Here is a 24,751-nt window from a genome sequence, read left to right on the forward strand (position 1 = left end):
GATGCGCGCTCGTCAGTGATTCAGCCGGAGAAGTCGATGCAGCGCGGTGTGGTGTACGGAGTGTTGGCGGGCGCCCTGTGGGGCATGGTGTTCATGGTTCCGCGGCTGTTGACCGACTTCTCGCCGCTGCTGCTGAGCGCCGGCCGGTACGCGATGTACGGCCTCGTGTCGCTCGCGGCCGCGCTGCCGGTCGCGCGCTCGCTGCTCGCGCGCCTGACCCGCGAGGATTTCATCGCGCTCGCGAAGCTCGCGCTGGTCGGCAACGTGGCCTACTACATGCTGCTGTCCGGCGCGGTGCACCTGATCGGCATCGCGCCCAGCTCGCTGATCGTCGGCGTGCTGCCCGTGACCGTCACGCTCGCCGGCCTCGGCGACCAAGGCGCGGTGCCGCTCAGGCGGCTGGCCGGCCCGCTCGCGCTCGTCGTCGCCGGCATCGCGTGCATCAACGTCGACCTGTTCACGTCCGAAGCCGCGCACGCGACGACGCTCGCGCAGAAACTCGCCGGCATCGCGTGCGCGGCGGGCGCGCTCGCGAGCTGGACCTGGTATGCGGTCGCGAATGCCCGTTACCTGCAGCGGCATCATCATTTCAGCGGCAACGAATGGTCGGTGCTGTGGGGCGTCGTGACGGGCCTGATCGGCGCCGTGTGCTGGCTCGGCGTCCTCGCGGCGCCCGCCGGCACGCTGCAGGCGGCGCTGCCCGCGTCGCGCTGGCAGCTGTTCTGGCTGCTGAACCTCGGTCTCGCGATCGGCGCGTCGTGGCTCGGCAACGGGCTGTGGAACGCCGCGTCGAAGCGCCTGCCGCTGACGCTGTCGGGCCAGCTGATCGTGTTCGAGACCGTGTTCGCGCTGCTGTACGCGTTCGTCTACGACCACCGGCTGCCGCGCGTGTTCGAAATCGCGGCGCTCGTGCTGCTGCTCGCGGGCGTCTACGGCTCGGTGCGCCGGCACGGCGACACGCACACGAAGAACGATCCGATGAATGCGAACCTCACCGCGCACTGAGCGCGGCGGGGTTTGATCCGACGAATCGGATAAATCAGCGTCGGATCGCGCGAATCAGCGCGAATCCTTGTGCTGCCACTTGCGGCCCTCGACGGAGCCTTCGCGACGCGATTTCTCGACACGGCGCTGGCGTGCGACCTTCGGATCGACGATCAGCGGCCGGTAGATCTCGACGCGGTCGTGGTCGGCGAGCGGCGCGTCGAGCGGCACGAGCTTGCCGAACACGCCGGTTTTCGCGTGTTCGAGATCGATCTCCGGATGCAGCGCGAGCACGCCGCTCGCGTCGATCGCCGCGCGCACGGTCGCGCCGTCCGGCAACGTGACCGGAATCAGCGTCTGGCGCTCCGGCAGCGCGTAGCAGACTTCGATCGACAGCATCGCGTCACCCCTTCCCGTAGCGCTGGTCGGCGCGCTTGACGAACGAATCGACGAACGTGTTCGCGATATGGCTGAACACCGGCCCGATGATCTTCTCGAGCAGGATGTTCGAGAACTCGTAATGCAGCGAGAATTCGATCTTGCACGCATCGGCGCGCAGCGCCGTGAAGCGCCACGAGCCGGTAAATTTCTTGAACGGGCCGTCCGCGAACTCCATGTCGATGCGCGTCGGGCGCTGCTGCGTGTTGCGGGTCGCGAAATGCTGCTTGATGCCCTTGAAGTTGATGTCGATGCGCGCCTCCATCCCGTTCTCGTCCTGGCGGCGGATCTCGATGCCGCCGCACCAGGGCAGGAAATTGGGGTAATCGGCAACGTCGGTGACGAGGTCGAACATCTGTTCCGCCGAATGACGGATCAATACGGTTTTCTGGACATCTGCCATAAATCGCGCGGCATCGCAAAGGTGGGAACGCAAGCCGGGCGATTCTCGCCCCGCTTTGCTAAAATTGTGATTTTAAACGAGTTGGCCCGATCCTTTCATGAGCATCATCGACAACAGGAAAGCGCACTTCGATTACCACATCGAGGAACGCTACGAGGCGGGGCTCGTGCTCGAGGGCTGGGAAGTCAAGGCGCTGCGCGCCGGGCGCGGCCAGATCAAGGAAGGCTACGTGATCGTGAAGAACGCCGAGATCTTCCTGATCGGCACGCACATCAGCCCGCTGCCCGAGGCCTCGACGCACATCAAGCCCGATCCGCTGCGCACCCGCAAGCTGCTGCTGCATGCCGAGGAAATCAAGAAACTGATCGGCAAGGTCGAGCAGCGCGGCTACACGCTCGTGCCGCTGAACTTCCACTACAAGGGCGGGCGCGTGAAGTGCGACATCGGCCTCGCGAAAGGCAAGAAGCTGCACGACAAGCGCGAAACCGAGAAGAAGCGCGACTGGGAGCGCGAGAAGGCACGCATCATGCGCGCCGGCACCTGACGCGCCGTTACCTCGCATGAAAAGGCCCGCTCGAAGCGGGCCTTTGTCCTGTGGGGGAAGCGTGACGAGCCGGCGGGCGGCCGGACGCGCACTTCATCGCACTTCGTCGCGGCAATCCGCCGCACGCCCGGCGCACGATACAGCCGCGGCAAGACCGCCGCGGCGACACCACTCAGGCCTTGCCGCCCGGCGTGCCGGCTCCCGCCGGCCCCGCATGCCTGACGATCGACAGCGCCGACGCGATCGCGGTGCCGAGATCCGACAGGTTCGACGGCACGATCAGCGTATTGCCCTGCTTCGCGAGATTCGAGAACGCGCCGACGTACTGCTCGGCGACCTTCAGGTTCACCGCATCCATCCCGCCCTGCGACTGGATCGCGTTCGCGATCTTCTGGATCGCCTGCGCGTTCGCCTCGGCGACCGCGAGAATCGCCGCCGCCTCGCCCTGCGCCTGGTTGATCGCCGCCTGCCGCTCGCCCTCCGACTTCTGGATCGCGGCTTCGCGCGCGCCCGACGCGAGGTTGATCTGCTCCTGCTTGCGGCCTTCCGACGCGGCGATCAGCGCGCGCTTCTCGCGCTCCGCGGTGATCTGCGCCTGCATCGCGTGCAGGATCTCCTTCGGCGGCGTGAGGTCCTTGATCTCGTAGCGCAGCACCTTCACGCCCCAGTTCGCCGCGGCCTGGTCGAGCGCCGAGACGATGTTGTGGTTGATGAAGTCGCGCTCCTCGAAGGTCTTGTCGAGCTCGAGCTTGCCGACCACCGAACGCAGCGTCGTCTGCGCGAGCTGCGTGATCGCGAGCACGAAGTTGCTCGACCCGTACGACGCCTTCATCGGATCGGTCACCTGGAAGTACAGCACGCCGTCGACCTGCAGCTGCGTGTTGTCGCGCGTGATGCAGACCTGGCTCGGCACGTCGAGCGGAATTTCCTTCAGCACGTGCCGGTACGCGATGCGGTCGACGAACGGCAGCACGATGTTCAGGCCCGGCGACAGCGTCGCGTGATAGCGCCCGAAGCGTTCGAGCACCCACGCGTGCTGCTGCGGCACGATCTTCACCGTCTTCGACACGATCACGACGGCAATGACGAGCAGGACGACCCAGATGATCAGCGAGTCCATGAAGCGTTCCCTCCTTGTTGTCAGCGGACGATCAGCCCGCGGGTTTCGCTACGACCACGAGACAGTTGCCGCGCACGGCGTGCACCTGGTAGAGGCGCGCGTCGTCGCGCTCGCCGTCGGCCAGCTCGACGTCCCATTCGGCGCCCCGGTACAGGACGCGCGCGCGCCGGTCGCGCCACGCGTCGACCGTGAGGGTCGCGCCGATGTCGAGATTGATGTCCGGATTGGCCGACGCGTCGCGCTTCTGCCTGCGCCCCAGCCCCGAACGGCGCAGCACGATCATCGCGCCGATCGCGACCAGCGCGGCCGCCCCGAACTGCACGTGCGGCGCGAAGCCGGCCACCTGCAGCAGGCCGCCCACGAGAAACCCGAGCGCGATCATCAGCAGATTGAACGTGCCGGTCAGCAGTTCGCCGACGACCAGCACGCCCACCCCGATCCACCAGAACAAGTGCCCCGACATCATGTGGTCTCCAGAAAAAACGACCCCCAAGCTCACTGCGTTCGCTGCCCCCCGAGGGGGTGGCCGGCACTCTTGGGGCGGCCCGGCGAGTGCCCGCAAACGAAAACACCCCGGTGCTACCGGGGTGTTTATAGCATGAAGCTTGCGTATTGCCTTCATCCGGCAGGCGGACGCGCCGCCCGCCTGCCGGAGGACCGTTGCCGATCTTACTTGCGGTTGGCGAGCGCCTGCCACGTGTCGATGATCGTGTCCGGGTTCAGCGAGATCGACACGATGCCTTCATCGGTCAGCCATTGCGCGAAGTCCGGGTGATCGGACGGGCCCTGGCCGCAGATGCCGACGTACTTGCCCATCTTGCGGCAGGTGTCGATCGCGCGCTTCAGCAGGAACTTGACCGCCGGGTCGCGCTCGTCGAAATCGACCGCGAGCAGCTCCATGCCCGAGTCGCGATCGAGGCCGAGCGTGAGCTGCGTGAGGTCGTTCGAGCCGATCGAGAAGCCGTCGAAGTGCTGCAGGAACTCTTCGGCGAGGATCGCGTTGGTCGGCACTTCGCACATCATGATCAGGCGCAGGTCGTTCTCGCCGCGCTTCAGGCCGAACTTCGCGAGCAGGTTCACGACGCGCTCCGCCTGCTTCACGGTCCGCACGAACGGCACCATGATCTCGACGTTGGACAGGCCCATCTCATCACGCACGCGCTTGAGCGCGAGGCACTCCATCTCGAACGCCTGCGCGAAATCGTCGGCGATGTAGCGCGACGCGCCGCGGAAGCCCAGCATCGGGTTTTCCTCGTCCGGCTCGTAGCGCGAACCGCCGATCAGCTTCTTGTACTCGTTCGACTTGAAGTCGGACATCCGCACGATCACGGGCTTCGGGTAGAACGCCGCGGCGATCGTCGCGATGCCTTCCGTCAGCTTGTCGACGTAGAACGCACGCGGCGACGCATGGCCGCGCGCGACGCTCTCGACCGCCTTCTTCAGATCCTGGTCGATGTTCGGGTACTCGAGGATCGCCTTCGGGTGCACGCCGATGTTGTTGTTGATGATGAACTCGAGACGCGCGAGGCCGACGCCGGCGTTCGGCAGCTGCGAGAAGTCGAATGCGAGCTGCGGGTTGCCGACGTTCATCATGATCTTCACCGGGATTTCCGGCAGTTCGCCGCGCTGCACTTCGGTGACTTCCGTCTCGAGCAGCCCGTCGTAGATCTTGCCTTCGTCGCCTTCCGCGCACGACACCGTGACGAGCGCGCCGTCCTTCAGCACGTCGGTCGCGTCGCCGCAGCCGACGACCGCCGGCACGCCGAGCTCACGCGCGATGATCGCCGCGTGGCAGGTACGGCCGCCGCGGTTCGTGACGATCGCGGCCGCGCGCTTCATCACCGGCTCCCAGTTCGGGTCGGTCATGTCCGCGACCAGCACGTCGCCCGGCTGCACACGCTCCATTTCCGACGGGTCCTGGATCACGCGCACGGGGCCCGCGCCGATCTTCTGGCCGATCGCGCGGCCCGTCGCCAGCACCTGCGACTGGCCCTTCAGCTTGAAGCGCTGCTCGGCCTTGCCGCTCGCCTGGCTCTTCACCGTTTCCGGGCGCGCCTGCAGGATGAAGATCTTGCCGTCGCGGCCGTCCTTGCCCCACTCGATGTCCATCGGACGCTGGTAGTGCTTCTCGATGATCACCGCGTACTTTGCCAGCTCGATCACGTCCTCGTCGGTGATCGAGTAGCGGTTGCGCTGCTCGTGCGGCACGTCGACCGTCTTCACGCGGCCCGGCTCGCCCGGCTGCGTGAACTCCATCTTGATCAGCTTCGAGCCGATCGAGCGGCGGATGATCGGGTACTTGTCCTGCGCGAGCGTGGTCTTGAACACGTAGAACTCGTCCGGGTTCACCGCGCCCTGCACGACGGTTTCGCCCAGGCCGTAGCTCGACGTGATGAACACGGCGTCCTTGAAGCCCGACTCGGTGTCGATCGTGAACATCACGCCGGCCGCGCCGACGTCCGAGCGGACCATGCGCTGCACGCCGGCCGACAGCGCCACTTCGGCGTGCGTGAAGCCCTTGTGCACGCGGTACGAGATCGCGCGGTCGTTATACAGCGACGCGAACACGTGCTTCATGCGATCGAGCACGTCGTCGATGCCGACGACGTTCAGGTACGACTCCTGCTGGCCCGCGAACGATGCGTCGGGCAGGTCTTCCGCGGTCGCGGACGAGCGCACGGCGAACGACAGCTCGCCCGGCGAGCCGTTCTGCAGGACTTCGAACTGCGCGCGGATTTCCTGCTCGAGGCGCGGCTGCATCGGCGCGTCGACGATCCACTTGCGGATCTCCGCACCGGCTTCGGCGAGCGCCTTCACGTCGTCGATGTCGAGCGACTCGAGACGCTTCGCGATGCGGTCGGTCAGGTCGTTGTGCTTGAGGAAATCGCGGAATGCGAGCGCGGTCGTGGCAAAACCGGTGGGTACGCGCACGCCTGCCGACGCAAGCTGGCTGATCATCTCGCCGAGCGACGCATTCTTGCCGCCGACGATCTCCACATCGGTCATCCGCAACTGCTCGAACGGAATTACATACGCCTGGTCCTTTGCGACGTTTGCTGCGTTAGTCATACAAGCCCCTAAGTGTGAAAAAAATGCTCGATCGCGCAAGTGGGCTTGAACGCGGGCGCTTGCAAAAAGGCGCGGCGCGTCTTGTGCAACCTGTTAGATAAACAATCGCCGAGCCCGAATATCTTCCGACCCGATTTGCAAAAATCCCGGCAGAAGGGCGAAATTTTCAACTGTTTCGCCGAACTTGCCGGGAATTTTCAATCGCTTACGGCAAGCGCGCTGCGCGCGTCGCGCACGGCCCCCGCAATTGCTTATCCAACAGGTTGCCGCTATTCTACCGTGCCGGCTGCCGGATGTGCGCGACCTCGTCACTGCGCCTGGAGAGCGACCTCCAGCCGCCCGCGCCGCCCGCCCTTCACGTTCGACGTCCAGATTCATGCTGCCTACCGTTTTCATCGTCTCCGACGGCACCGGGATCACTGCCGAGACCTTCGCGCATTCGATCCTCTCCCAGTTCGACCAGAAATTCCGCCTCGTGCGCGTGCCGTTCGTCGATTCGCTCGACAAGGCGTACGCGACCGTCGAGAAGATCGACGAAGCCGCCGTGCATGACGGCCGCCGCTCGATCGTGTTCACGACGCTCGTCGACAGCGAGTCGAACGAGATCGTCAAGCGCTCGAACGCGCTCGTGCTCGACATGTTCCAGCGCTTCGTCGAGCCGCTCGAGCAGGAACTGCAGCTGAAGTCGAGCCATGCGATGGGCCGCGGCCACCAGAACGCGGACACCGAGGAATACAAGACGCGGATCGAGGCGATCAACTTCTCGCTCGCGCACGACGACGGCCAGTCGAACCGCAACCTGTCGGAGGCGGACGTGATCCTCGTCGGCGTGTCGCGCAGCGGCAAGACGCCGACGAGCCTGTACCTCGCGATGCAGTACGGCGTGAAGGCCGCGAACTATCCGCTGATTCCGGAAGACTTCGAGCGCGGCAAGCTGCCGTCCGCGCTCAGCGCGCACCGCGACAAGCTGTTCGGGCTGTCGATCGATCCGCAGCGCCTGTCCGAGATCCGCAACGAGCGCCGGCCGGGCAGCAAGTACGCGGCGCCCGAGAATTGCCGCTACGAGATCAACGAAGCCGAGGCGATGATGCGCCGCGAAGGCATCAAGTGGCTGTCGTCGACGCACAAGTCGATCGAGGAGATCGCGACGACGATCCTGCAGGAAGTCCGCCTCGACCGGCAATCGTACTGACGCGGCGCGGGCGCGCCGCCCTTCCCGCCCCGAAAAATGCAAAAGGCCGCGTGCGACACGCGGCCTTTTTCGTTTCGCAGCACCGGGGCGCGACTGCCCTGCCGCCCCGCACCGTCACGTGCGGCGCTGTTGCCGCACCTGCTCGAACAGGCAGACCGCGGCCGCGGCCGCGACGTTCAGCGACTCCATCCCGCCCGGCTGCGGAATCGTCACGCGATGCGTCGCCGCGTCGCGCCAGAACGCCGACACGCCGGCGCCCTCGTTGCCGAACACCCAGACGACCGGCCCGGCCAGGTCGCAATCGTAGATCGCCTGCGCGCCGTGCGAATCCGTCAGCGCGACCGGCACGCCGATCCGCTCGGCGAGCGCGCCCGCCTCGACGTCCTCGTGGATCGACAGCAGAAAATGCGCGCCCATGCCCGAGCGCAGCACCTTCGACGACCACGCGTACGCGGTGCCCGGCGCGCAGAACACGTGCTTCACGCCCGCCGCTGCTGCGCTGCGCAGGATCGAGCCGACGTTGCCGGCATCCTGCACGCCGTCGAGCACGACCGACGTGCCGGTCACGCGCGCGGGCAGCGGATGGGACGGGCGGTCGACGAGCAGCAGGAAGCCGACGCCGTTGACGACGTTCGACAGCTGGCCGAACAGCGCGTCGGGCAGCGTGACGAGCCGGTGCGCGTCGACGCGCGCGACGATCGCCTGCGCCTCGTCGTGGCGCAGCGCGCCTTCGGTCGCGACGCACAGTTCGGGGATCGCGCCGGTGTCGAGATACGCGCTCGCGAGATGGAATCCTTCGAGCAGCGCCTGGCCGCTGCGGCGCTGATGCGACGTCGAACCCGCGAGCGCCTTCAGGCGCTTGTACAGCGGGTTGTCGCGGGAGGTAATGACTTTCATCGAATCAGATCGAGCGCCGCACGCACCGGCGCGAACGAGCGGCGATGCGCTTCGCACGGCCCATGCTCGCGCAGCGCGGCAAGGTGTTTCGCGGTGCCGTAGCCTGCATGCACGTTGAATCCGTAGACCGGGAAGCGTTCGTGCAGGTCGACCAGCATGCGGTCGCGCGTGACCTTCGCGAGGATCGACGCCGCCGAGATGCTCGGCACCAGCGCATCGCCGCTGACGATCGCCTCGGCGCGCACCGACAGCGTCGGGCAGCGGTTGCCGTCGATCTGCGCGAGCGTCGGCATGACCGCGAGCCCTTCGACGGCCCGCTTCATCGCGAGCATCGTCGCGTGCAGGATGTTCAGCGTGTCGATTTCCTCGACGCTCGCCGACGCGATGCAGTACGCGTGCGAACGCGCGACGATCAGCTCGTACAGCGCGTCGCGCTTCTTCGCGGACAGCGCCTTCGAATCGTCGAGCCCGTCGATCGGCTGCGCGGGATCGAGAATCACCGCGGCGGCCACGACCGGGCCCGCGAGCGGGCCGCGCCCGGCTTCGTCGACGCCGCAGACGATCTCGTCGGGGCGGCTGAAATCGAAGCCGCCCTGCGCGTCGGCCGGCGCGCGGCGACGCGATGTGCGTGCTGCCGTCATGCGCGCCGCCCCTTACGCTGTTCGATCACGCGCACGACCGCTTCGGCGGCCTTCGCGGCCGTGTTCTGCCGCAGGGAAAGATGCATTTCGGTAAAGATTTCGGTGAGCGTGCGGCGGTTCGCGTCATCGCGCAACTGCGTCAGCGTCGCGTCGGCCAGCGCCTCCGGCGTCGCAAAATGCTGCAGCAGTTCCGGCACGACGAAGCGTCCGGCGAGGATGTTCGGCAGGCCGACGTACGGCAGGTAACCCTGCCGGCGCATGATCTGCCCGGTCAGCCAGGGCACCTTGTACGAGATCACCATCGGCTTCTTCAGCAGCGCGGCTTCCAGCGTCACGGTGCCGCTCTTGACGAGGATCGCGTCCGCCGCCGTCATCGCGACCTGCGAACGGCCTTCGGTGATCGTCAGCGCGAGTTGCGGATGCGCGTCGACGAGCGGCTGCAGCAGCGCGCGCAGCGCCGGCGTCGCCGCCGGCATCACGAAGCGCACGCCCGGCTCGCGCTGCTGCATCAGCGCCATCGCCGCGAAGAACGTCGGGCCGATCAGCGCGATTTCCGAGCGCCGGCTGCCGGGCAGCACGGCGATCACCGGGCCGTCGGCCGGTAGGCCCAGCGCGATCCGCGCGCCGTGCGTGTCGGGCTCGAGCGGGATCTCGTCGGCGAGCGGATGGCCCACGTAGGTCGACGCGACGCCCGCCTTGTCAAGCAATGCCGGCTCGAACGGAAACAGGCACAGCATGTGGTCGACCGACTTGACGATCGTCTTGATCCGGCCGCCGCGCCACGCCCAGATCGACGGGCACACGAAGTGGATCGACGGAATGCCCGCTTCGCGAACGGCCTGCTCGACGTTGAAGTTGAAGTCCGGCGCGTCGACGCCGATGAACGCGTCCGGCCGGTCGGCGAGCAGCTGGCGCTTCAGTTCGCCGCGAATCCGCAGGATCTCCGGAATCTGGCCGAGCGCCTCGACGTAGCCGCGCACCGTCAGCTTGTCCATCTGCCAGTGCGAGTCGAAGCCGTGCGCGATCATCCGCTGGCCGCCGATCCCGTAATAGCGGGCCGACGCCGGCAGCCGCTCGTGCAGCCCGCCGAGCAGCGATGCCGCGAGCAGGTCGCCCGACGGCTCGCCCGCCACCATTGCAAGCCGGAGCTGGTTGGTCGGGAGCGACATCGCTTAGCGGATGATGCCGCGCTGGGACGCGTCGATGAACGCGACGAGCGCCTTGACCGGCGCGTCGCCGTCGCCGCCGGCTCCCGCCAGCTCGCGCAGCTGCACCTTTGCTTCCTCGAGCGACAGGCCGTTCTTGTACAGCAGACGGTATGCGCTGCGCAGCGCCGAGATCGCATCGGGCGAGAAGCCGCGGCGGCGCAAGCCTTCGACATTGATTCCGTGCGGCTCGGCCTTGTTGCCGGCCGCGATCACGAACGGCGGCACGTCCTGCACGAGCGCCGACGCGCCGCCGAGCATCGCGTGCGCGCCGATGCGCACGAACTGGTGCACGCCGGACATGCCGCCGACGATCGCCCAGTCGCCGATCTCGACGTGGCCCGCCATCTGCGCGTTGCTCGACAGGATCACGTGATTGCCGACGCGGCAGTCGTGGCCGATGTGCACATAGGCCATGATCCAGTTGTCGTCGCCGAGCGTCGTGACGCCGGCGTCCTGCACGGTGCCGGTGTGGATCGTCGTGAATTCGCGGATCGTGTTGCGATTGCCGATCACGAGCCGGGTCGGCTCGTCCTGGTACTTCATGTCCTGCGGCCGGCCGCCGACCGACGCGTAATGGCCGATGCGGTTGTCCTCGCCGATTGTCGTGTGACCTTCGATCACGCTGTGCGAACCGATCGTGGTGCGCGCGCCGATCGTGACGTGCGGGCCGACGATCGCGTACGGGCCGATCTCGACCGATTCGTCGATCTGCGCGCCCGGCTCGACGATCGCCGTGGGATGAATCCTGGTCATGCGCGGTTGCCTCTCAATATGATGTGTCGCGTTGCGTTGCCATGCGTGCCGCGTCGCTCAGGGCGCCGCGTCGGCCGTCTTGACCGTGCACATCAGCTCGGCTTCCGCCGCGACCTTGCCGTCCACTTCCGCCACTGCCTTGAACTTCCAGATGCCGCGGATATAACGTTCGAACGTCACGTTCAGGATCAGCTGGTCGCCCGGCTCGACCACGCGCTTGAAGCGCGCGCCGTCGATGCCGACGAAGTAGTACAGCGTGTTTTCCGGGTCCTTCGGCTGCTCTTCCGCGAACGTCAGCAGCGCGGCCGCCTGCGCGAGCGCCTCGAGAATCAGCACGCCCGGCATCACCGGCCGCTTCGGGAAATGCCCCTGGAAGAACGGCTCGTTGATCGACACGTTCTTCAGCGCCTTGATGCCCTTGTGCGGCTCGAGCTCGAGCACGCGGTCGACGAGCAGAATCGGGTAGCGATGCGGCAGCAGCGTGAGGATCTTGTGGATGTCGAGATTGATTTTTTCAGTGCTCATGATGGTTCGTCTCACGCAGAGGCTGCGCGGTGGTGAAGCAAGTGCTGATGCGGGCCGGTGCCCGGCCCTGTCGGTCGAACCGGGCGGCACATGCAGTCCCTGCCCGGTTCATGATGTCGCATGGTATGGGTTACGCGTCCGCGCCGCCGCCCTGGGCGGCCAATGCGGTCTCGAGCGCCTTGATGCGGTCGCGCAGCTTGTCGAGATTGCGCACGAGCGCTGCGCTCTTGTTCCAGTCGCCGTGGTCGACGGCCGGGAATGCGCTCGTGTAGATGCCGGCCTTCGGCAGCGATTTCGATACGCCCGACTTCGCGGTGATGATCACGTAATCGCCGAGCGTCACGTGGCCCGCGATGCCGGCCGCGCCGCCGATCATGCAGTGGCGGCCGATCGTCGTGCTGCCCGCGATCCCCGCACTCCCGGCGATCACCGTGTAGGCGCCGATCCGGCAGTTGTGGCCGATCTGGACCAGGTTGTCGATCTTCACGCATTCCTCGATGACGGTGTCCGCCATCGCGCCGCGGTCGATCGTCGTATTCGCGCCGATTTCGACGTCCGGGCCGATCGCCACGCCGCCGACCTGCGGGATCTTGACCCAGCTGCCGGTGCGAGCGTCGCCGTCGCCGACGAAGTCCGGCGCGAAGCCGAAGCCGTCCGAGCCGATCACCGCGCCCGAATGCACGATCGCGCGCGGGCCGATCCGGCAGCCGTGGTAGACCGACACGTTCGGATACAGGTGGGAACCGGCGCCGATCTTCGTGCCGCGGCCGACGAACACGTTCGCGTCGAGCTGCACGCCGTCCTCGATCACCGCGCCCGCGTCGATCGTCACGTGCGGACCGATCACCGCGGTCGCGGCGACCTGCGCGGCCGGATCGATCGTCGCGCTCGGATGCACGCCCGCAGCGCGCGGCGGCGCGGCGAGGTCGATGAACATCTGTGCGACGCGCGCGAAGTACGCGTACGGATTCGGCGTCACGATAAAGCTGCGACCGGTAGCGGCCGCGCCCAGCTTCTCCAGATCCTTCGGCGCGATCAGCACCGCGCCTGCCCGGGTCGTCTCGACCTGCGACAGGTATTTCGGGTTCGCGAGGAACGCGAGCTGCTGGGGGCCGGCCTGGTCGAGCGGCGCGAGGCCGCCGACCTGGCACTGGCGGTCACCGACGATCTCGCCGCCGAACCGCTTTACGAGTGCCTCAAGCGTCAATGCCATTCGTCATCCGCTCCGTTCAGTTCACCGAGCCGGACGCGAGCGCCTTGAGCACCTTGTCGGTGATGTCGATGCGCGGGCTGACGTACACGGCTTCCTGCACGATCAGGTCGTAGTTCTGCTGCTCGGCGATCTGCTTGATGACCTTGTTCGCGCGCTCGAGCACCGCCGCCAGCTCTTCATTGCGGCGCTGGTTGAGATCCTCGCGGAATTCGCGCTGCTTGCGCTGGAAGTCGGTATCGAGCTGCGCGAGGTCGCGCTGCTTCTGCGCGCGATCGCCCGGCGACAGCGACGCGCCGTTCTTGTCCAGCGAGTCCGACATCGACTTCAGGCGCTGCGCCATGTCCTGCAGGTCCTTGTCGCGCTTCGCGAACTCGGCTTCGAGCTTCGTCTGCGCCGCCTTCGCGGGCACGGACTCGCGCAGGATCCGATCCGAATTGACCGCCGCGATGCGGGCGACGTCCTGTGCGTGCACCGTCGCGGCGCCCAGGGCCAGCGCAACGGTCAGCGCGCACATCACTCGTTTCGAAAACTTACCGGTTAGCAAAATTACCCTCTCGTTGCTGTTGTCATGAGCGTTCGATCAGAACGCCGTCCCGATCTGGAACTGGAATTTCTGGTACTTGTCGCCTTCGTGCTTCTGGATCGGGAAGCCGAGGCTCAGCTTGAGCGGCCCGATCGGCGAGATCCACGCGAGGCCGACGCCGTAGCCGTAACGCAAGCCGTTCGCGCCCGTGCTGTTGCCGCCCGGCGCATTGCCCCACACGTTGCCGCCGTCGACGAACGTGAACACGCGCAGCGTGCGGTCGTAGCCGGTGCCCGGCAGCGGGAACGTCAGCTCGATGTTGCCGACGACCATCTTCGAGCCGCCGATCGGATCGCCCGTCTTCGAGTCGCGCGGGCCCAGCGAGCTCGGCTCGTAGCCGCGCACGGAGCCGATACCGCCCGCGTAGTAGTTCTTGAAGATCGGGTACGGGTTGCCGATGCCGTTGCCGTAGCCGCCTTGCAGGTTCATGCCGAGGATGAAGCCGCGCGAGAACGAATAGTAGTACTGCGCCTGCAGGTCCGCCTTGTAGTACTGGATCTTGCCGACCGGCACGCCGTACTCCATGTTCGCCTGCGTGAAGTAGCCGCGGCTCGGGATCAGCGCGCTGTCACGCGCGTCGCGCGACCACGCGACCGTCAGCGGCACCGTGTTCGACACGCGGCCGAACTCGTGGACGTAGTCCTGGTAGCTCTGCGGCGTGTTCGAATCGACGTCGAGGCGGTTCTGCTCGAAGCCCGCGCCGAAGTACACGGTGTCGACTTCCGAGAACGGGATGCCGAACTTCAGGTTGCCGCCCGCGCTGACGATCTTGAAGCTCGAGTTCGTCGAATAGTAGAGCGGCTGGTACGTGCGGTAGTAGACGTCCGTGATCCGCTTGATGCCGTCGACCGTGAAGTACGGGTCGACCTGCGTGACGGTCAGCGTCCGGTAGCTCTTCGCGGTGTTGACGTTCACCGCAAGACTCGTGCCCGAACCGAACACGTTGTCCTGCGACACGCCCGCCGACAGCACGACCTTGTCCGTCGACGAGAAACCCGCGCCCAGCGTGATCGCGCCGGTCGGCTTCTCGGCGACCTTCACGTTCACGTCGACCTGGTCGTTCGTGCCTTCGACCGGCACCGTCGCCACGTCGACGTCCGTGAAGTAGCCGAGACGGTTCACGCGGTCCTTCGACAGCGCGAGACGGCTCGAGTCGAACCACGAGCTTTCGAGCTGGCGCATTTCGCGGCGCACGACCTCGTCGCGGGTGCGCGTGTTGCCGACGATGTTGATGCGGCGCACGTACACGCGGCGGCTCGGATCGACGACGAGCGTCAGGTTCACCTTGTGGTTCGCCTGGTCGATGTCCGGCTGCGCGTTGACGGCCGCGAACGCGTAGCCGTATTCGCCGAGCTTGTCGACGATCGCCTTCGTCGTCTGCTGCAGCTTCTCGGCCGAGAAACGGTCGCCCGGCTTGATCTTGATCAGCTTGTTCAGCTCGGCCTCGCGGTCGAGCAGGTTGCCCGCGAGCTTGATGCCGGACACCGTATACGGCTCGCCTTCGTGCAGCGTCACCGTCAGGTACATGTCCTTCTTGTCCGGCGAGATCGACACCTGGGTCGACTCGATGTTGAACTCGAGGTAGCCGCGGTTCAGGTAGTACGAGCGCACCGCCTCGAGGTCACCGGTCAGCTTTTCCTTCGAGTACAGGTCGTTCTTCGTGTACCAGGAGAACCAGTTCGGCGTCGACAGCTGCATCTCGTCGCGCAGCGTGCTGGTCTTGAACGCCTTGTTGCCGATGAAGTTGATCTGGCGGATCTTCGCGCTCGGGCCTTCGGCAACCGCGAACAGGATCGACACGCGGTTCGCGTCGACCGGCGTGACCGTGGTCTTGACCTCGGCTGCGTAGAAGCCGCGCGTCAGGTACTGGCGCTTGAGCTCCTGCTCCGCCTTGTCGACGAGCGCCTTGTCGTAGTAGCGGCCGTCCGCGAGACCGACCGCGCGCAGCGCCTTCGTCAGGTTGTCCTTGTCGAATTCCTTCGTGCCGGTGAAGTCGATCGACGCAATCGCCGGACGCTCCTGCACCTGCACGATCACGACGTTGCCCTGGGTGGCGATGCGCACGTCGTTGAAGAAGCCCGTCGCGTACAGCGCGCGAATTGCTTCGGATGCCTTGTCGTCCGTGAAGGTATCGCCTTGCTTGATCGGCAGGTACGCGAACACGGAGCCCGGTTCGACGCGCTGCAAGCCCTCGATCTTGATGTCTTGCACCACGAACGGTGCGGCTGCATGCGCCGCGAGTCCGTGCGCGGCGAGCGCCGCCGCTGCCATTGTCTTAGGTACAAAGCGATGAGGTTTGAACAACATGCATCCCCAATATTTAGCTGCATCAAATCAGGCGGCTGCCCGCGGCCGCCGCCCGACGCTTCAGAAATGGATTAGCCGAGCCAGATCGTTGAACAGCGCGATCGCCGACAATGCGACGATGCAGATCAACCCGGCTCTTTGCAGAATCAGTTGCCAGCGTTCCGAAACGGCTTTCCCGGTCGCGGCTTCAACCAGATAATATAACAGATGCCCCCCGTCCAAAACGGGAATCGGCAACAAGTTCAGTACGCCAAGGCTAATGCTGACAAGGGCGAGGAACGACAGGAACGCCGACGGACCCAGCCGCGCGCTCTTGCCTGCGTAGTCGGCGATCGTGACCGGACCCGACAGGTTTTTCAGCGAAGCGTCCCCGGTGATCATCCGCCCGAACATCCGCAGCGAGTACACCGCGATGTCCCACGTGCGGCGCGCGCCCAGCTTCAGGCTGTCGATCGGCCCGTAGCGCACGTCTACGCCCGGCGTCTGCATCGACAGCGCCGCGCCGATGCGGCCGACCTGGCGCCCGGTTTCGTCGTCCGGCTGCGCCTGCGGCACGATCGTGACCGTCTGTGCGACGCCGCCGCGCTCGATCTTCATCGCCAGCGTCTTGCCCGCATGGTGCTTGATTGCGTCGATGAAGCGCGACGCGCCGCCGATCCGCTCGCCGTCGAGCGCAAGCAGCTTGTCGCCGCTCTTCAGTCCCGCCTGCTGCGCCGCGCTGCCCGGCTGCACCGACGCGACCGACAGCGTGCCGCCGCCCGGCTCGAAGCCCAGCCGCGTCATGAAATCGTCGTCGATGTCGCCTTCCGCGATATTGCGCAAATCGACGCGGAAATCGAACGTCGACGCACCGCCGTCGCGCGCGCCGAGCACGACCTCACGGTGATCGAACGCCGCCGCGAGGAGCTTCCAGCGCAAGTCCGGCCACGAGCGCACCGGCTGCGCGTCGCCTGCGGGCACATCACGGATCGACACGATCGTCTCGTTGCCGTCGAAGCCCGCACGGGCCGCCACCGTGCCGGCCGCCGGCGGCGCGATGATCGCCGCGGGCTCGGTCACGCCGGACGCGAAAACGGCTGAGAACAGCAGGATTGCCAACAGGAAGTTGGCAATCGGCCCCGCCGCGACGATCGCGATGCGCTTGCCGACCGGCTGGCGGTTGAACGCCTGTCCGAGTTCCTCCGGCTTCACGCCGGGGCCCGGTTCGCGTTCGTCGAGCATCTTCACGTAGCCGCCGAGCGGCAGCGCGGACAGCGTCCACTCGGTGCCGGTCTTCTTGCTGACCCAGCGCGCAACCGGCTGGCCGAAGCCGATCGAGAAGCGGAGCACCTTCACGCCGCACCAGCGCGCGACGCGATAATGACCGTACTCATGCACGACGACCAGCACCCCGATCGCCACCGCAAACGCGACCAGTTCGACCAGCACGTTCATGAGCACCTCATTCAGGCAGTGCGCTCCACGCGTGGCGCAGGCGCTTTCGCAATGATCTCGGCGGCGAGGCGGCGTGCCTCGGCATCCGCCGCCAGGACGTCGTCGAGCCCGTTCGGCACGCGGTTCGGCAGCGCATTGAGCACCGCGTCGACCGTCGCCGCGATTGCCATGAAGCCGATCCGGCGCTCGAGAAACGCTTCGACCGCGATTTCGTTCGCCGCGTTCAACGCGGCGCTCGCGATGCCGCCTTCAGCCAGCGCCTTCAGCGCGAGCGCGAGGCACGGGAAGCGCGCGTAGTCGGGCCTCTCGAACGACAGCTGCGCGATCTGCGCGAGGTCGAGCTGCTCGACGCCCGCGTCGACGCGGTCCGGATAGGCGAGCGCATGCGCGATCGGCGTGCGCATGTCGGGGTTGCCGAGCTGCGCGAGCACCGAGCCGTCGCGGTACGACACGAGCGAATGGATCACGCTCTGCGGATGGATCAGCACGTCGATCCGGTCGCCCGGCAGCCCGAAGATCCAGTGCGCCTCGATCACTTCGAGGCCCTTGTTCATCATCGTCGCGGAATCGACCGAGATCTTCCGGCCCATCACCCAGTTCGGGTGCTTGCACGCCTCGTCGGGCGTCACGTCGACGAGCGTTGCCGGTTCGCGCGTGCGGAACGGGCCGCCCGATGCGGTCAGGATGATCTTCGCGATCCCGCCGTGCTCGGCCGCGTCGCGCGGCATGCACTGGAAGATCGCGTTGTGCTCGCTGTCGACCGGCAGCAGGATCGCGCCATGGTCGCGCACCGCGTCCATGAAGATCTCGCCCGACATCACGAGCGATTCCTTGTTCGCGAGCAGGATGCGCTTGCCGGCACGCGCGGCCGCGAGGCTCGGCGCGAGGCCCGCCGCGCCGACGATCGCCGCGACGACGGTGTCGCACTGGTCGCTCTTCGACACGTCGACGAGCGCCTGCGGCCCGTAGGCGACCTGCGTCTTGCTGCCGGCCGCGCGCAACTGCGCTTCGACGTGCGCGGCCGTCTGCGCGTCGCCGACCACCGCGACCTCGGGCGCAAAGCGCAGGCACTGGGCGACCAGCTTGTCGCCGTTGCGATGCGCGGTCAGCGCATAAACCGAGAAGCGCTCCGGATGGCGCGCGACCACGTCGAGCGTGCTGTCTCCGATCGAGCCCGTCGAACCGAGCAATGTCAGGCGTTTTTGCATAACTGAAGTGTAGGGGTTAACCGTGAAACAGCAGCATCGCGAGCGGCAGCACGGGCAGCAATGCGTCCACGCGGTCGAGCACGCCGCCGTGCCCCGGCAGCAGACCGCTCGAATCCTTCACGCCGGCCTGGCGCTTCAGCAGCGACTCGAACAGGTCGCCGATCACGCTGTACGCGACGAGCAGCGTCAGCGCCGCCCAGGCGCCCGGCCCGCCGAACTGCGCGGCGAAAGCAGAAAAAAGGGTCGGCTCGAACAGGTGCGCGGCCATCGCGACGCTCGCGACGATCATCACGGCGAGCCAGCCGCCCACCGCCCCTTCCCAGCTCTTCCCGGGGCTGATCGTGACCGCCAGTTTACGCTTCCCGAAGGCCTTGCCCGCGAAATATGCGCCGATATCGGCCAGCCAGACGACGAGCAGCAGCGACAGCACGAACGGCACGCCCTGCGCGCGCGCCGTGACGAGCGCGTGCCAGCAGGCGGCGAAGATCACGAGGCCGGCCGCGAGCAGGAATGGCCGCCACACGCCCCCGGCGAGCACGGGCTTGCGCCGCAGCGCGAACGGGCCGACCAGCAGCCAGAACACGCCGGCCGCCGCAAAAAGGGGGCGGGATGAAGAGGTGCCGATGCCAACGCGCGTAGTCGCCAGCAGCGCCAGCGCCGCGACGATCGCGTAGACGACCGGGCCGGCGCCGCCGAGCTTCAGCAGGCGCGCCCATTCCCAGGCGGCGAACACGAGCACGACGCCGATCAGCGCGCCGAACGCGCTCAACGGCGCGAACAGGGTCACCGGCAGCAGCACCGCCAGCAGCACGACCGCCGTGATCACACGGGTTTTCAGCATGAAAGGGAATCGGCGTTCTGGGATTGCGGCTCGAGCTGGGCACTCGTGCGGCCGAAGCGGCGTTCGCGATCGGTGTACGACGCCAGCGCATCGGTCAGCGCCGCGCCGTCGAAGTCCGGCCAGAATTTGTCGGTGAAATAGAATTCGGTGTACGCGAGCTGCCACAGCAGGAAGTTGCTGATGCGCTGTTCGCCGCCGGTGCGGATGAACAGGTCGGGCTCCGGCGCATAGGCCATCGCCAGGTGGGGCGCGAAGCTGTCTTCGCTGACTTCCACCTCGCGGCCCTCGCGCGCGGCCTGCTCGACGAGCTTGCGGGTCGCTTGCAGGATGTCCCACCGGCCGCCGTAGTTCGCGGCGATGGTGAGCGTGAGGCGCGTGTTGCGCGCCGTCTTGGTTTCGGCGCGGCGGATCAGCGCCTGGATCCGCGGCTCGAAGCGGTCGAGATCGCCGACGACACGCAGGCGGATCCCGTTCGCATGCAGCTTGCCGACCTCGCGCTCCAGCGCGGTGATGAACAGCCGCATCAGGAACGACACTTCCTCGGTCGGCCGCCGCCAGTTCTCCGAGCTGAACGCGAACAGCGTCAGGTATTCGACGCCGACGCGCGCGCAGCCCTCGACCACCGCCCGCACCGCGTCGACGCCGCGTGTATGCCCCGCGACGCGGGGCAGGCGGCGTTCGGTCGCCCAACGGCCATTGCCGTCCATGATGATCGCGATGTGACGCGGCACGGCGCCGACGTCAGGCACGCGAACGGTAGAGCTGGTATAAGTCATGGCCGTTGAGACAGTAATGCGGGAAGAAGGCGGGACGCGAGAACGACGGTCAGACCGTCATGATCTCCGCTTCCTTGCTCTGCACGAGCTTGTCGATTTCGGTCACGTGCTTGTCGGTCAGCTTCTGCACGTCGTCGCCCGCGCGGCGCTCGTCGTCTTCCGAGATTTCCTTGTCCTTGACCAGCTTCTTCAGCTGCTCGTTCGCGTCGCGGCGCAGGTTGCGGATCGCCACCTTCGCGGTCTCGCCTTCGCTCTTGACGACCTTCGTCAGCTCGCGGCGGCGCTCTTCCGTCAGCGGCGGCATCGGCACGCGGATCAGGTCGCCGGACGTCGCCGGGTTCAGGCCCAGGTCGGCTTCGCGGATCGCCTTCTCGACCTTCGCGACCATGTTCTTTTCCCACGGCTGCACGCCGATCGTGCGCGCGTCGACGAGCGTCAGGTTGGCCACCTGCGAAATCGGCACCATCGAGCCGTAGTAGTCGACCTGCACGTGATCGAGCAGGCCCGTGTGCGCACGGCCCGTGCGGATCTTCGCCAGATCGTTCTTGAACGCTTCGATCGAGCGCTGCATCTTCTGCTCTACGCCCTTCTTGACATCAGCGACACTCATTTCAACCTCCGAACCTTCAAATCTTCAATGAACGCGGACTCGTCGCGTGCGCAGCGGCGCCGCGCGGGCGTCCCAACCGGTCGCCCGGCCGGTCGCCCGCATCCGCGGGAGTTTACACGTGGACGAGCGTACCCTCGTCCTCGCCCAGCACGATGCGCTTGAGCGCACCCGGCTTGTTGATCGAAAACACGCGAATCGGCAGCTTCTGGTCGCGGCACAGCGCGAACGCGGTCGCGTCCATCACCTGCAGGTTGCGGCTGATCGCCTCGTCGAAGCTGATCGTCGTGTAGCGCGTGGCCGACGGATCCTTCTTCGGATCGGCGGAATACACGCCGTCGACCTTCGTCGCCTTCAGCACCACCTCGGCGCCCACTTCCGAGCCGCGCAGCGCGGCGGCCGTGTCGGTCGTGAAGAACGGGTTGCCGGTGCCGGCGGCAAAGATCACGACACGGCCCTCCTCGAGCTGGCGGATCGCACGCGGGCGGATGTACGGCTCGACGACCTGATCCATCCGCAGCGCGGACTGCACGCGCGCCTCGATGCCGGCGTGGCGCATCGCGTCCTGCAGCGCCAGCGCGTTCATCATCGTCGCCAGCATCCCCATGTAGTCCGCCGTCGCGCGGTCCATGCCGGCCGCGCCGCCCGCCACGCCGCGGAAAATATTACCGCCGCCGATCACCACCGCGAGCTGCGTGCCGAGACGCACGACTTCGGCGATATCGGCCACCATCCGTTCAATCGTAGCGCGATTGATGCCGAAGGCATCGTCGCCCATCAGCGCTTCGCCGGAAAGTTTGAGGAGGACGCGTTTATAGGCATTGGACATAGGGGCTTCCGAGCGACGAGAGGATGACAACCACGAACTGTAGGGGCGAAATACTGATTCGGGCAAGCGCCGCCGGCCAGACCGGACCTTCCGGCCGGCCCGGCGACGCCGCCGGCCGCGGCGGAGCGGACGCCCGCCGCGGGTGCTGCCGGACTGCTTACTGCTGCTTTGCTGCTGCGACCTGGGCGGCCACTTCGGCCGCGAAGTCGTCCTGACGCTTCTCGATGCCTTCGCCGACGACGAACAGCGCGAACTTCTGCACTGCGGCATTCGCTGCCTTCAGCATCTGCTCGATCGTCTGCTTGTCGTTCTTCACGAACGACTGGTTCAGCAGCGACACTTCCTTCAGGTACTTCTGGACGCTGCCGTCGACCATCTTCGCAACGATTTCGGCCGGCTTGCCCGATTCCGCAGCCTTCTGCTCGGCCACGCGGCGCTCCGTCTCGATCAGCTCGGCCGGCACGTCATCCGACGACAGCGCGACCGGCTTCATCGCCGCGATGTGCATCGCGACGTCCTTGCCGACCTGCTCGTCCGCGCCCGTGTACTCGACGATCACGCCGATGCGCGCGCCGTGCAGGTAGGTCGCGATCTTGTTCGCGGTTTCGAAACGGACGAAACGGCGGATCGACACGTTCTCGCCGATCTTGCCGATCAGCGCCAGGCGCACTGCGTCGACCGTCGAGCCGTCGAGCGGCAGCGCCGACAGCGCAGCCACGTCGGCCGGGTTCTGCGTCGCGACGAGTTCCGCGACGGTCTTCGAGAACGCGAGGAAGTCGTCGTTCTTCGCGACGAAGTCGGTTTCGCAGTTCAGTTCGACCAGCGCGCCTGCATTGCCGCCGACGAACGATGCGACGACGCCTTCGGCCGTCACGCGCGATGCCGCCTTGCTCGCCTTGTTGCCGAGCTTGACGCGCAGCAGCTCTTCAGCCTTGGCCAGGTCGCCGTCTGCTTCCGTCAGCGCCTTCTTGCACTCCATCATCGGTGCGTCGGTCTTTGCGCGCAGTTCTGCCACCATGCTTGCGGTAATTGCCGCCATCATTCGCTCCTTGAGTCTGTATTCACAACGCCGCCCGCTTGGACGCGAACGGCCGAGATTCGTTTCCGGACCCGCGCCGATTCGGCGCGATCAGGTCCGGCGCACAAGCTTAAAAAAAGGGGGCCTGTTGAGAGCCCCCTTTTTGCGCCGGCTCGGGGCCAGTTACGCGTTTTCCTCGACGTACTCGTCGTCGCCGCCGCGCACTGCCTGGACCACTTCGTTGACCGCGTTCGCACGGCCTTCGAGGATCGCGTCGGCCACGCCTTCCGCGTACAGCGCGACTGCCTTGCTCGAGTCGTCGTTACCCGGGATCACGTAGTCCACACCTTCCGGCGAGTGGTTCGTATCGACCACGGCGATGACCGGCACGCCCAGCTTGTTCGCTTCGGTGACGGCAATCTTGTGGTAGCCGACGTCGACGACGAAGATCGCGTCCGGAATGCCGCCCATGTCCTTCACGCCGCCGATCGACTTCTGCAGCTTGGCGATTTCACGCTCGAACAGCAGCGCTTCCTTCTTGCTCATCTTCTCGAGCTCGCCTGCCTCGACCGCCGCTTCCATGTCCTTCAGGCGCTTGATCGAAACCTTCAGCGTCTTGAAGTTGGTCATCATGCCGCCGAGCCAGCGTGCGTTGACGTACGGCATGCCTGCGCGCTGCGCTTCCTGCGCGATCGTGTCGCGCGACTGGCGCTTCGTGCCGACGAACAGGATCGTGCCGCGGTTCGCCGCCAGTTGACGCACGTACTTCTGTGCGTCGTTGAACATCGGCAGCGTCTTTTCGAGGTTGATGATGTGAATCTTGTTGCGGTGACCGAAAATGAACGGTGCCATCTTCGGGTTCCAGAAACGGGTCTGGTGACCGAAGTGGACACCCGCTTCCAGCATTTGGCGCATCGTAACTGCCATGTAAATTCTCCACGAGGGTTGGGTCTTAAGCCGGCTGCCGTACCGCCGCACGAACGGGTCCGCATGCTTTCCGTTTCGCGCGGCCGGCACCCTGGTTGCGCCGGCTTGCGATTCGGCACATGCAAAACGAAGATGCACGTGCCGCAAGCCTTTCACTGCAAACGCCGCCCCAGCTTGGGACATGCGACGCATTTGAGTGTCGACTTAGCCAAAGAGTATAGCATGCCGAGCGGTCCGCCCTCAAGTCGCCCGACACTTTGCCGGGCCGGCGGCGGTGCCCGCGGCAATCCGCAAAAACCCGCATCCGCGCGGCCGCCGGGGCTGCGACGCCCGGCATAAGGTGCGATAATCCATTAATTCACCGCTTTCCAGGCACACCCCGATGGCTATTACGCTCAAAAACGAACACGATATCGCGCAGATGCGCGTCGCCTGCCGTCTGGCGAGCGAAGTGCTCGACTACCTCACCCCGCACGTCGTCGCGGGCATCACGACCGCCGAACTCGACCGCCTCTGCCACAACTACATGGTCGACGTGCAGGGCACGGTTCCCGCGACGCTGAACTACCAGCCGCCCGGCTACCCGCCCTACCCGGCGTCCTGCTGCATTTCCGTCAACGACGTGATCTGCCACGGCATCCCGGGCGACAAGGTGCTCAAGAACGGCGACGCGCTGAACATCGACGTCACCGTGATCAAGGATGGCTACTTCGGCGACACGAGCCGGATGTTCATCGTCGGCGAGGGCTCGATCCTCGCGAAGCGCCTCGTGCAGACCACCTACGAGTGCATGTGGCTCGGCATCGACCAGGTCAAGCCCGGCGCGCATCTCGGCGACATCGGCCACGCGATCCAGAAGCACGCGGAAGCGCAGGGCTACAGCGTCGTGCGCGAGTACTGCGGCCACGGCATCGGCACGGTGTTCCACGAGGATCCGCAGGTCGTCCACTACGGCCGCCCGGGCACCGGCGTCGAACTGAAGCCGGGCATGATCTTCACGATCGAGCCGATGATCAACGCCGGCAAGCGCGACATCCGCACGATGCCCGACCAGTGGACGGTCAAGACGCGCGACCGCAGCCTGTCCGCGCAGTGGGAGCACACCGTGCTCGTCACCGACACCGGCTACGACGTGCTGACCGTGTCCGCCGGCTCGCCCGAGCGCCCCGTCTTCGCCCATTCGACCCCGGCGGCGTGAGCGCGTCCGCGCCTGCCCGCTGCTGATCCGCCGCCC

The 24,751-nt window shown here is 66.4% G+C and carries 25 protein-coding genes; 4 read left to right on the forward strand and 21 right to left on the reverse strand.

Annotated elements, in window-relative coordinates:
- Window positions 1-36 precede the first annotated feature (36 nt).
- A complete protein-coding gene (locus KY49_RS09295; protein WP_042584646.1) occupies window positions 37-1,005 on the forward strand; it encodes a DMT family transporter in 969 nt (322 codons plus the stop codon).
- 54 nt (window positions 1,006-1,059) lie between these two features.
- On the opposite strand, the gene KY49_RS09300 is transcribed toward KY49_RS09295, so the two are convergent.
- Both KY49_RS09300 and KY49_RS09305 read right to left on the reverse strand, forming a co-directional pair.
- Window positions 1,060-1,383, reverse strand: coding sequence for an RnfH family protein (locus tag KY49_RS09300; protein ID WP_010092084.1), 324 nt, complete (start codon window positions 1,381-1,383; stop codon window positions 1,060-1,062).
- A gap of 4 nt (window positions 1,384-1,387) precedes the next feature.
- Entirely contained in the window at window positions 1,388-1,825 is a 438-nt protein-coding gene (locus KY49_RS09305) for a type II toxin-antitoxin system RatA family toxin (protein ID WP_010092083.1), read from the reverse strand.
- A gap of 97 nt (window positions 1,826-1,922) precedes the next feature.
- On the opposite strand from KY49_RS09305, the gene smpB reads away from it, so the two are divergent.
- Window positions 1,923-2,369, forward strand: a complete 447-nt coding sequence (smpB, locus tag KY49_RS09310; protein ID WP_042584280.1) for an SsrA-binding protein SmpB — start codon at window positions 1,923-1,925, stop codon at window positions 2,367-2,369.
- A gap of 172 nt (window positions 2,370-2,541) precedes the next feature.
- On the opposite strand, the gene KY49_RS09315 is transcribed toward smpB, so the two are convergent.
- From KY49_RS09315 to ppsA, 3 genes are all read right to left on the reverse strand, one after another.
- A complete protein-coding gene (locus KY49_RS09315; protein ID WP_042584281.1) occupies window positions 2,542-3,489 on the reverse strand; it encodes an SPFH domain-containing protein in 948 nt (315 codons plus the stop codon).
- Between the two features lie 31 nt (window positions 3,490-3,520).
- A complete protein-coding gene (locus KY49_RS09320) occupies window positions 3,521-3,955 on the reverse strand; it encodes an NfeD family protein (RefSeq protein ID WP_042584282.1) in 435 nt (144 codons plus the stop codon).
- Window positions 3,956-4,158: 203 nt separating this feature from the next.
- Complete coding sequence (gene ppsA / locus KY49_RS09325) at window positions 4,159-6,558, reverse strand: phosphoenolpyruvate synthase (RefSeq protein ID WP_042584283.1); 2,400 nt, start codon at window positions 6,556-6,558, stop codon at window positions 4,159-4,161.
- Between the two features lie 376 nt (window positions 6,559-6,934).
- Here ppsA and ppsR point away from each other — a divergent pair, with 376 nt between their 5' ends.
- The gene (gene ppsR / locus KY49_RS09330; protein WP_010092077.1) at window positions 6,935-7,750 is read left to right on the forward strand and encodes a posphoenolpyruvate synthetase regulatory kinase/phosphorylase PpsR; all 816 of its coding nucleotides are present in this window, start codon (window positions 6,935-6,937) and stop codon (window positions 7,748-7,750) included.
- 114 nt (window positions 7,751-7,864) lie between these two features.
- Here the strand turns inward: ppsR and KY49_RS09335 are convergent, their stop codons facing one another.
- The 16 genes from KY49_RS09335 to rpsB form a co-directional block, all read right to left on the reverse strand.
- Window positions 7,865-8,647: a TrmH family RNA methyltransferase gene (locus KY49_RS09335; protein WP_042584284.1), complete on the reverse strand. Its 783-nt coding sequence runs from the start codon at window positions 8,645-8,647 to the stop codon at window positions 7,865-7,867.
- Entirely contained in the window at window positions 8,644-9,288 is a 645-nt protein-coding gene (gene rnhB, locus KY49_RS09340) for a ribonuclease HII (RefSeq protein WP_042584285.1), read from the reverse strand. The genes KY49_RS09335 and rnhB overlap by 4 nt, the downstream gene beginning before the upstream one ends.
- Window positions 9,285-10,457 carry a lipid-A-disaccharide synthase gene (gene lpxB / locus KY49_RS09345; protein WP_042584286.1) on the reverse strand — a complete coding sequence of 391 codons (1,173 nt, stop codon included), beginning with the start codon at window positions 10,455-10,457 and terminating at the stop codon, window positions 9,285-9,287. Before lpxB ends, rnhB begins: the two co-directional genes overlap by 4 nt.
- Window positions 10,458-10,460: 3 nt before the next feature.
- Complete coding sequence (gene lpxA / locus KY49_RS09350) at window positions 10,461-11,249, reverse strand: acyl-ACP--UDP-N-acetylglucosamine O-acyltransferase (RefSeq protein WP_042584287.1); 789 nt, start codon at window positions 11,247-11,249, stop codon at window positions 10,461-10,463.
- 57 nt (window positions 11,250-11,306) lie between these two features.
- Entirely contained in the window at window positions 11,307-11,774 is a 468-nt protein-coding gene (gene fabZ, locus KY49_RS09355) for a 3-hydroxyacyl-ACP dehydratase FabZ (RefSeq protein WP_006495559.1), read from the reverse strand.
- Between the two features lie 130 nt (window positions 11,775-11,904).
- Entirely contained in the window at window positions 11,905-12,987 is a 1,083-nt protein-coding gene (gene lpxD, locus KY49_RS09360) for a UDP-3-O-(3-hydroxymyristoyl)glucosamine N-acyltransferase (RefSeq protein ID WP_042584288.1), read from the reverse strand.
- A gap of 16 nt (window positions 12,988-13,003) precedes the next feature.
- A complete protein-coding gene (locus tag KY49_RS09365) occupies window positions 13,004-13,501 on the reverse strand; it encodes an OmpH family outer membrane protein (protein WP_010092070.1) in 498 nt (165 codons plus the stop codon).
- 66 nt (window positions 13,502-13,567) lie between these two features.
- A complete protein-coding gene (gene bamA / locus KY49_RS09370; RefSeq protein WP_042584289.1) occupies window positions 13,568-15,877 on the reverse strand; it encodes an outer membrane protein assembly factor BamA in 2,310 nt (769 codons plus the stop codon).
- 60 nt (window positions 15,878-15,937) lie between these two features.
- On the reverse strand, window positions 15,938-17,311 hold the full coding sequence (gene rseP / locus KY49_RS09375; RefSeq protein WP_042584290.1) for an RIP metalloprotease RseP: 1,374 nt from the start codon (window positions 17,309-17,311) through the stop codon (window positions 15,938-15,940).
- An 11-nt stretch (window positions 17,312-17,322) separates the two neighbouring features.
- Window positions 17,323-18,519 (reverse strand): 1-deoxy-D-xylulose-5-phosphate reductoisomerase, encoded by a 1,197-nt coding sequence (locus tag KY49_RS09380; protein WP_042584291.1) that lies wholly within the window; start codon window positions 18,517-18,519, stop codon window positions 17,323-17,325.
- A gap of 16 nt (window positions 18,520-18,535) precedes the next feature.
- Entirely contained in the window at window positions 18,536-19,360 is an 825-nt protein-coding gene (locus tag KY49_RS09385) for a phosphatidate cytidylyltransferase (RefSeq protein ID WP_042584292.1), read from the reverse strand.
- A complete protein-coding gene (uppS, locus tag KY49_RS09390; protein ID WP_042584293.1) occupies window positions 19,354-20,136 on the reverse strand; it encodes a polyprenyl diphosphate synthase in 783 nt (260 codons plus the stop codon). The genes KY49_RS09385 and uppS overlap by 7 nt, the downstream gene beginning before the upstream one ends.
- A gap of 49 nt (window positions 20,137-20,185) precedes the next feature.
- Window positions 20,186-20,746, reverse strand: a complete 561-nt coding sequence (frr, locus tag KY49_RS09395) for a ribosome recycling factor (RefSeq protein ID WP_010092064.1) — start codon at window positions 20,744-20,746, stop codon at window positions 20,186-20,188.
- Between the two features lie 112 nt (window positions 20,747-20,858).
- Window positions 20,859-21,572: a UMP kinase gene (gene pyrH / locus KY49_RS09400; protein ID WP_006402648.1), complete on the reverse strand. Its 714-nt coding sequence runs from the start codon at window positions 21,570-21,572 to the stop codon at window positions 20,859-20,861.
- 157 nt (window positions 21,573-21,729) lie between these two features.
- Window positions 21,730-22,611, reverse strand: a complete 882-nt coding sequence (gene tsf / locus KY49_RS09405; RefSeq protein ID WP_010092063.1) for a translation elongation factor Ts — start codon at window positions 22,609-22,611, stop codon at window positions 21,730-21,732.
- A gap of 162 nt (window positions 22,612-22,773) precedes the next feature.
- Entirely contained in the window at window positions 22,774-23,517 is a 744-nt protein-coding gene (gene rpsB, locus KY49_RS09410; protein ID WP_010092062.1) for a 30S ribosomal protein S2, read from the reverse strand.
- Window positions 23,518-23,899: 382 nt separating this feature from the next.
- Between rpsB and map the strand changes: the two genes are divergently transcribed.
- Window positions 23,900-24,715, forward strand: coding sequence for a type I methionyl aminopeptidase (gene map, locus KY49_RS09415; protein WP_010092061.1), 816 nt, complete (start codon window positions 23,900-23,902; stop codon window positions 24,713-24,715).
- The last annotated feature ends 36 nt before the right edge of the window (window positions 24,716-24,751 follow it).

It is taken from the genome of Burkholderia sp. MSHR3999 (assembly GCF_000833595.1).
GTDB lineage: Bacteria > Pseudomonadota > Gammaproteobacteria > Burkholderiales > Burkholderiaceae > Burkholderia > Burkholderia ubonensis.

Coding starts and splice junctions, on each gene's coding strand:
- KY49_RS09295 (WP_042584646.1), top strand. CDS start 37: ATGCAGCGCGGTGTGGTGTACGGAGTGTTGGCGGGCGCCCTGTGGGGC.
- KY49_RS09300 (WP_010092084.1), bottom strand. CDS start 1,383: ATGCTGTCGATCGAAGTCTGCTACGCGCTGCCGGAGCGCCAGACGCTG.
- KY49_RS09305 (WP_010092083.1), bottom strand. CDS start 1,825: ATGGCAGATGTCCAGAAAACCGTATTGATCCGTCATTCGGCGGAACAG.
- smpB (WP_042584280.1), top strand. CDS start 1,923: ATGAGCATCATCGACAACAGGAAAGCGCACTTCGATTACCACATCGAG.
- KY49_RS09315 (WP_042584281.1), bottom strand. CDS start 3,489: ATGGACTCGCTGATCATCTGGGTCGTCCTGCTCGTCATTGCCGTCGTG.
- KY49_RS09320 (WP_042584282.1), bottom strand. CDS start 3,955: ATGATGTCGGGGCACTTGTTCTGGTGGATCGGGGTGGGCGTGCTGGTC.
- ppsA (WP_042584283.1), bottom strand. CDS start 6,558: ATGACTAACGCAGCAAACGTCGCAAAGGACCAGGCGTATGTAATTCCG.
- ppsR (WP_010092077.1), top strand. CDS start 6,935: ATGCTGCCTACCGTTTTCATCGTCTCCGACGGCACCGGGATCACTGCC.
- KY49_RS09335 (WP_042584284.1), bottom strand. CDS start 8,647: ATGAAAGTCATTACCTCCCGCGACAACCCGCTGTACAAGCGCCTGAAG.
- rnhB (WP_042584285.1), bottom strand. CDS start 9,288: ATGACGGCAGCACGCACATCGCGTCGCCGCGCGCCGGCCGACGCGCAG.
- lpxB (WP_042584286.1), bottom strand. CDS start 10,457: ATGTCGCTCCCGACCAACCAGCTCCGGCTTGCAATGGTGGCGGGCGAG.
- lpxA (WP_042584287.1), bottom strand. CDS start 11,249: ATGACCAGGATTCATCCCACGGCGATCGTCGAGCCGGGCGCGCAGATC.
- fabZ (WP_006495559.1), bottom strand. CDS start 11,774: ATGAGCACTGAAAAAATCAATCTCGACATCCACAAGATCCTCACGCTG.
- lpxD (WP_042584288.1), bottom strand. CDS start 12,987: ATGGCATTGACGCTTGAGGCACTCGTAAAGCGGTTCGGCGGCGAGATC.
- KY49_RS09365 (WP_010092070.1), bottom strand. CDS start 13,501: ATGTGCGCGCTGACCGTTGCGCTGGCCCTGGGCGCCGCGACGGTGCAC.
- bamA (WP_042584289.1), bottom strand. CDS start 15,877: ATGTTGTTCAAACCTCATCGCTTTGTACCTAAGACAATGGCAGCGGCG.
- rseP (WP_042584290.1), bottom strand. CDS start 17,311: ATGAACGTGCTGGTCGAACTGGTCGCGTTTGCGGTGGCGATCGGGGTG.
- KY49_RS09380 (WP_042584291.1), bottom strand. CDS start 18,519: ATGCAAAAACGCCTGACATTGCTCGGTTCGACGGGCTCGATCGGAGAC.
- KY49_RS09385 (WP_042584292.1), bottom strand. CDS start 19,360: ATGCTGAAAACCCGTGTGATCACGGCGGTCGTGCTGCTGGCGGTGCTG.
- uppS (WP_042584293.1), bottom strand. CDS start 20,136: ATGACTTATACCAGCTCTACCGTTCGCGTGCCTGACGTCGGCGCCGTG.
- frr (WP_010092064.1), bottom strand. CDS start 20,746: ATGAGTGTCGCTGATGTCAAGAAGGGCGTAGAGCAGAAGATGCAGCGC.
- pyrH (WP_006402648.1), bottom strand. CDS start 21,572: ATGTCCAATGCCTATAAACGCGTCCTCCTCAAACTTTCCGGCGAAGCG.
- tsf (WP_010092063.1), bottom strand. CDS start 22,611: ATGGCGGCAATTACCGCAAGCATGGTGGCAGAACTGCGCGCAAAGACC.
- rpsB (WP_010092062.1), bottom strand. CDS start 23,517: ATGGCAGTTACGATGCGCCAAATGCTGGAAGCGGGTGTCCACTTCGGT.
- map (WP_010092061.1), top strand. CDS start 23,900: ATGGCTATTACGCTCAAAAACGAACACGATATCGCGCAGATGCGCGTC.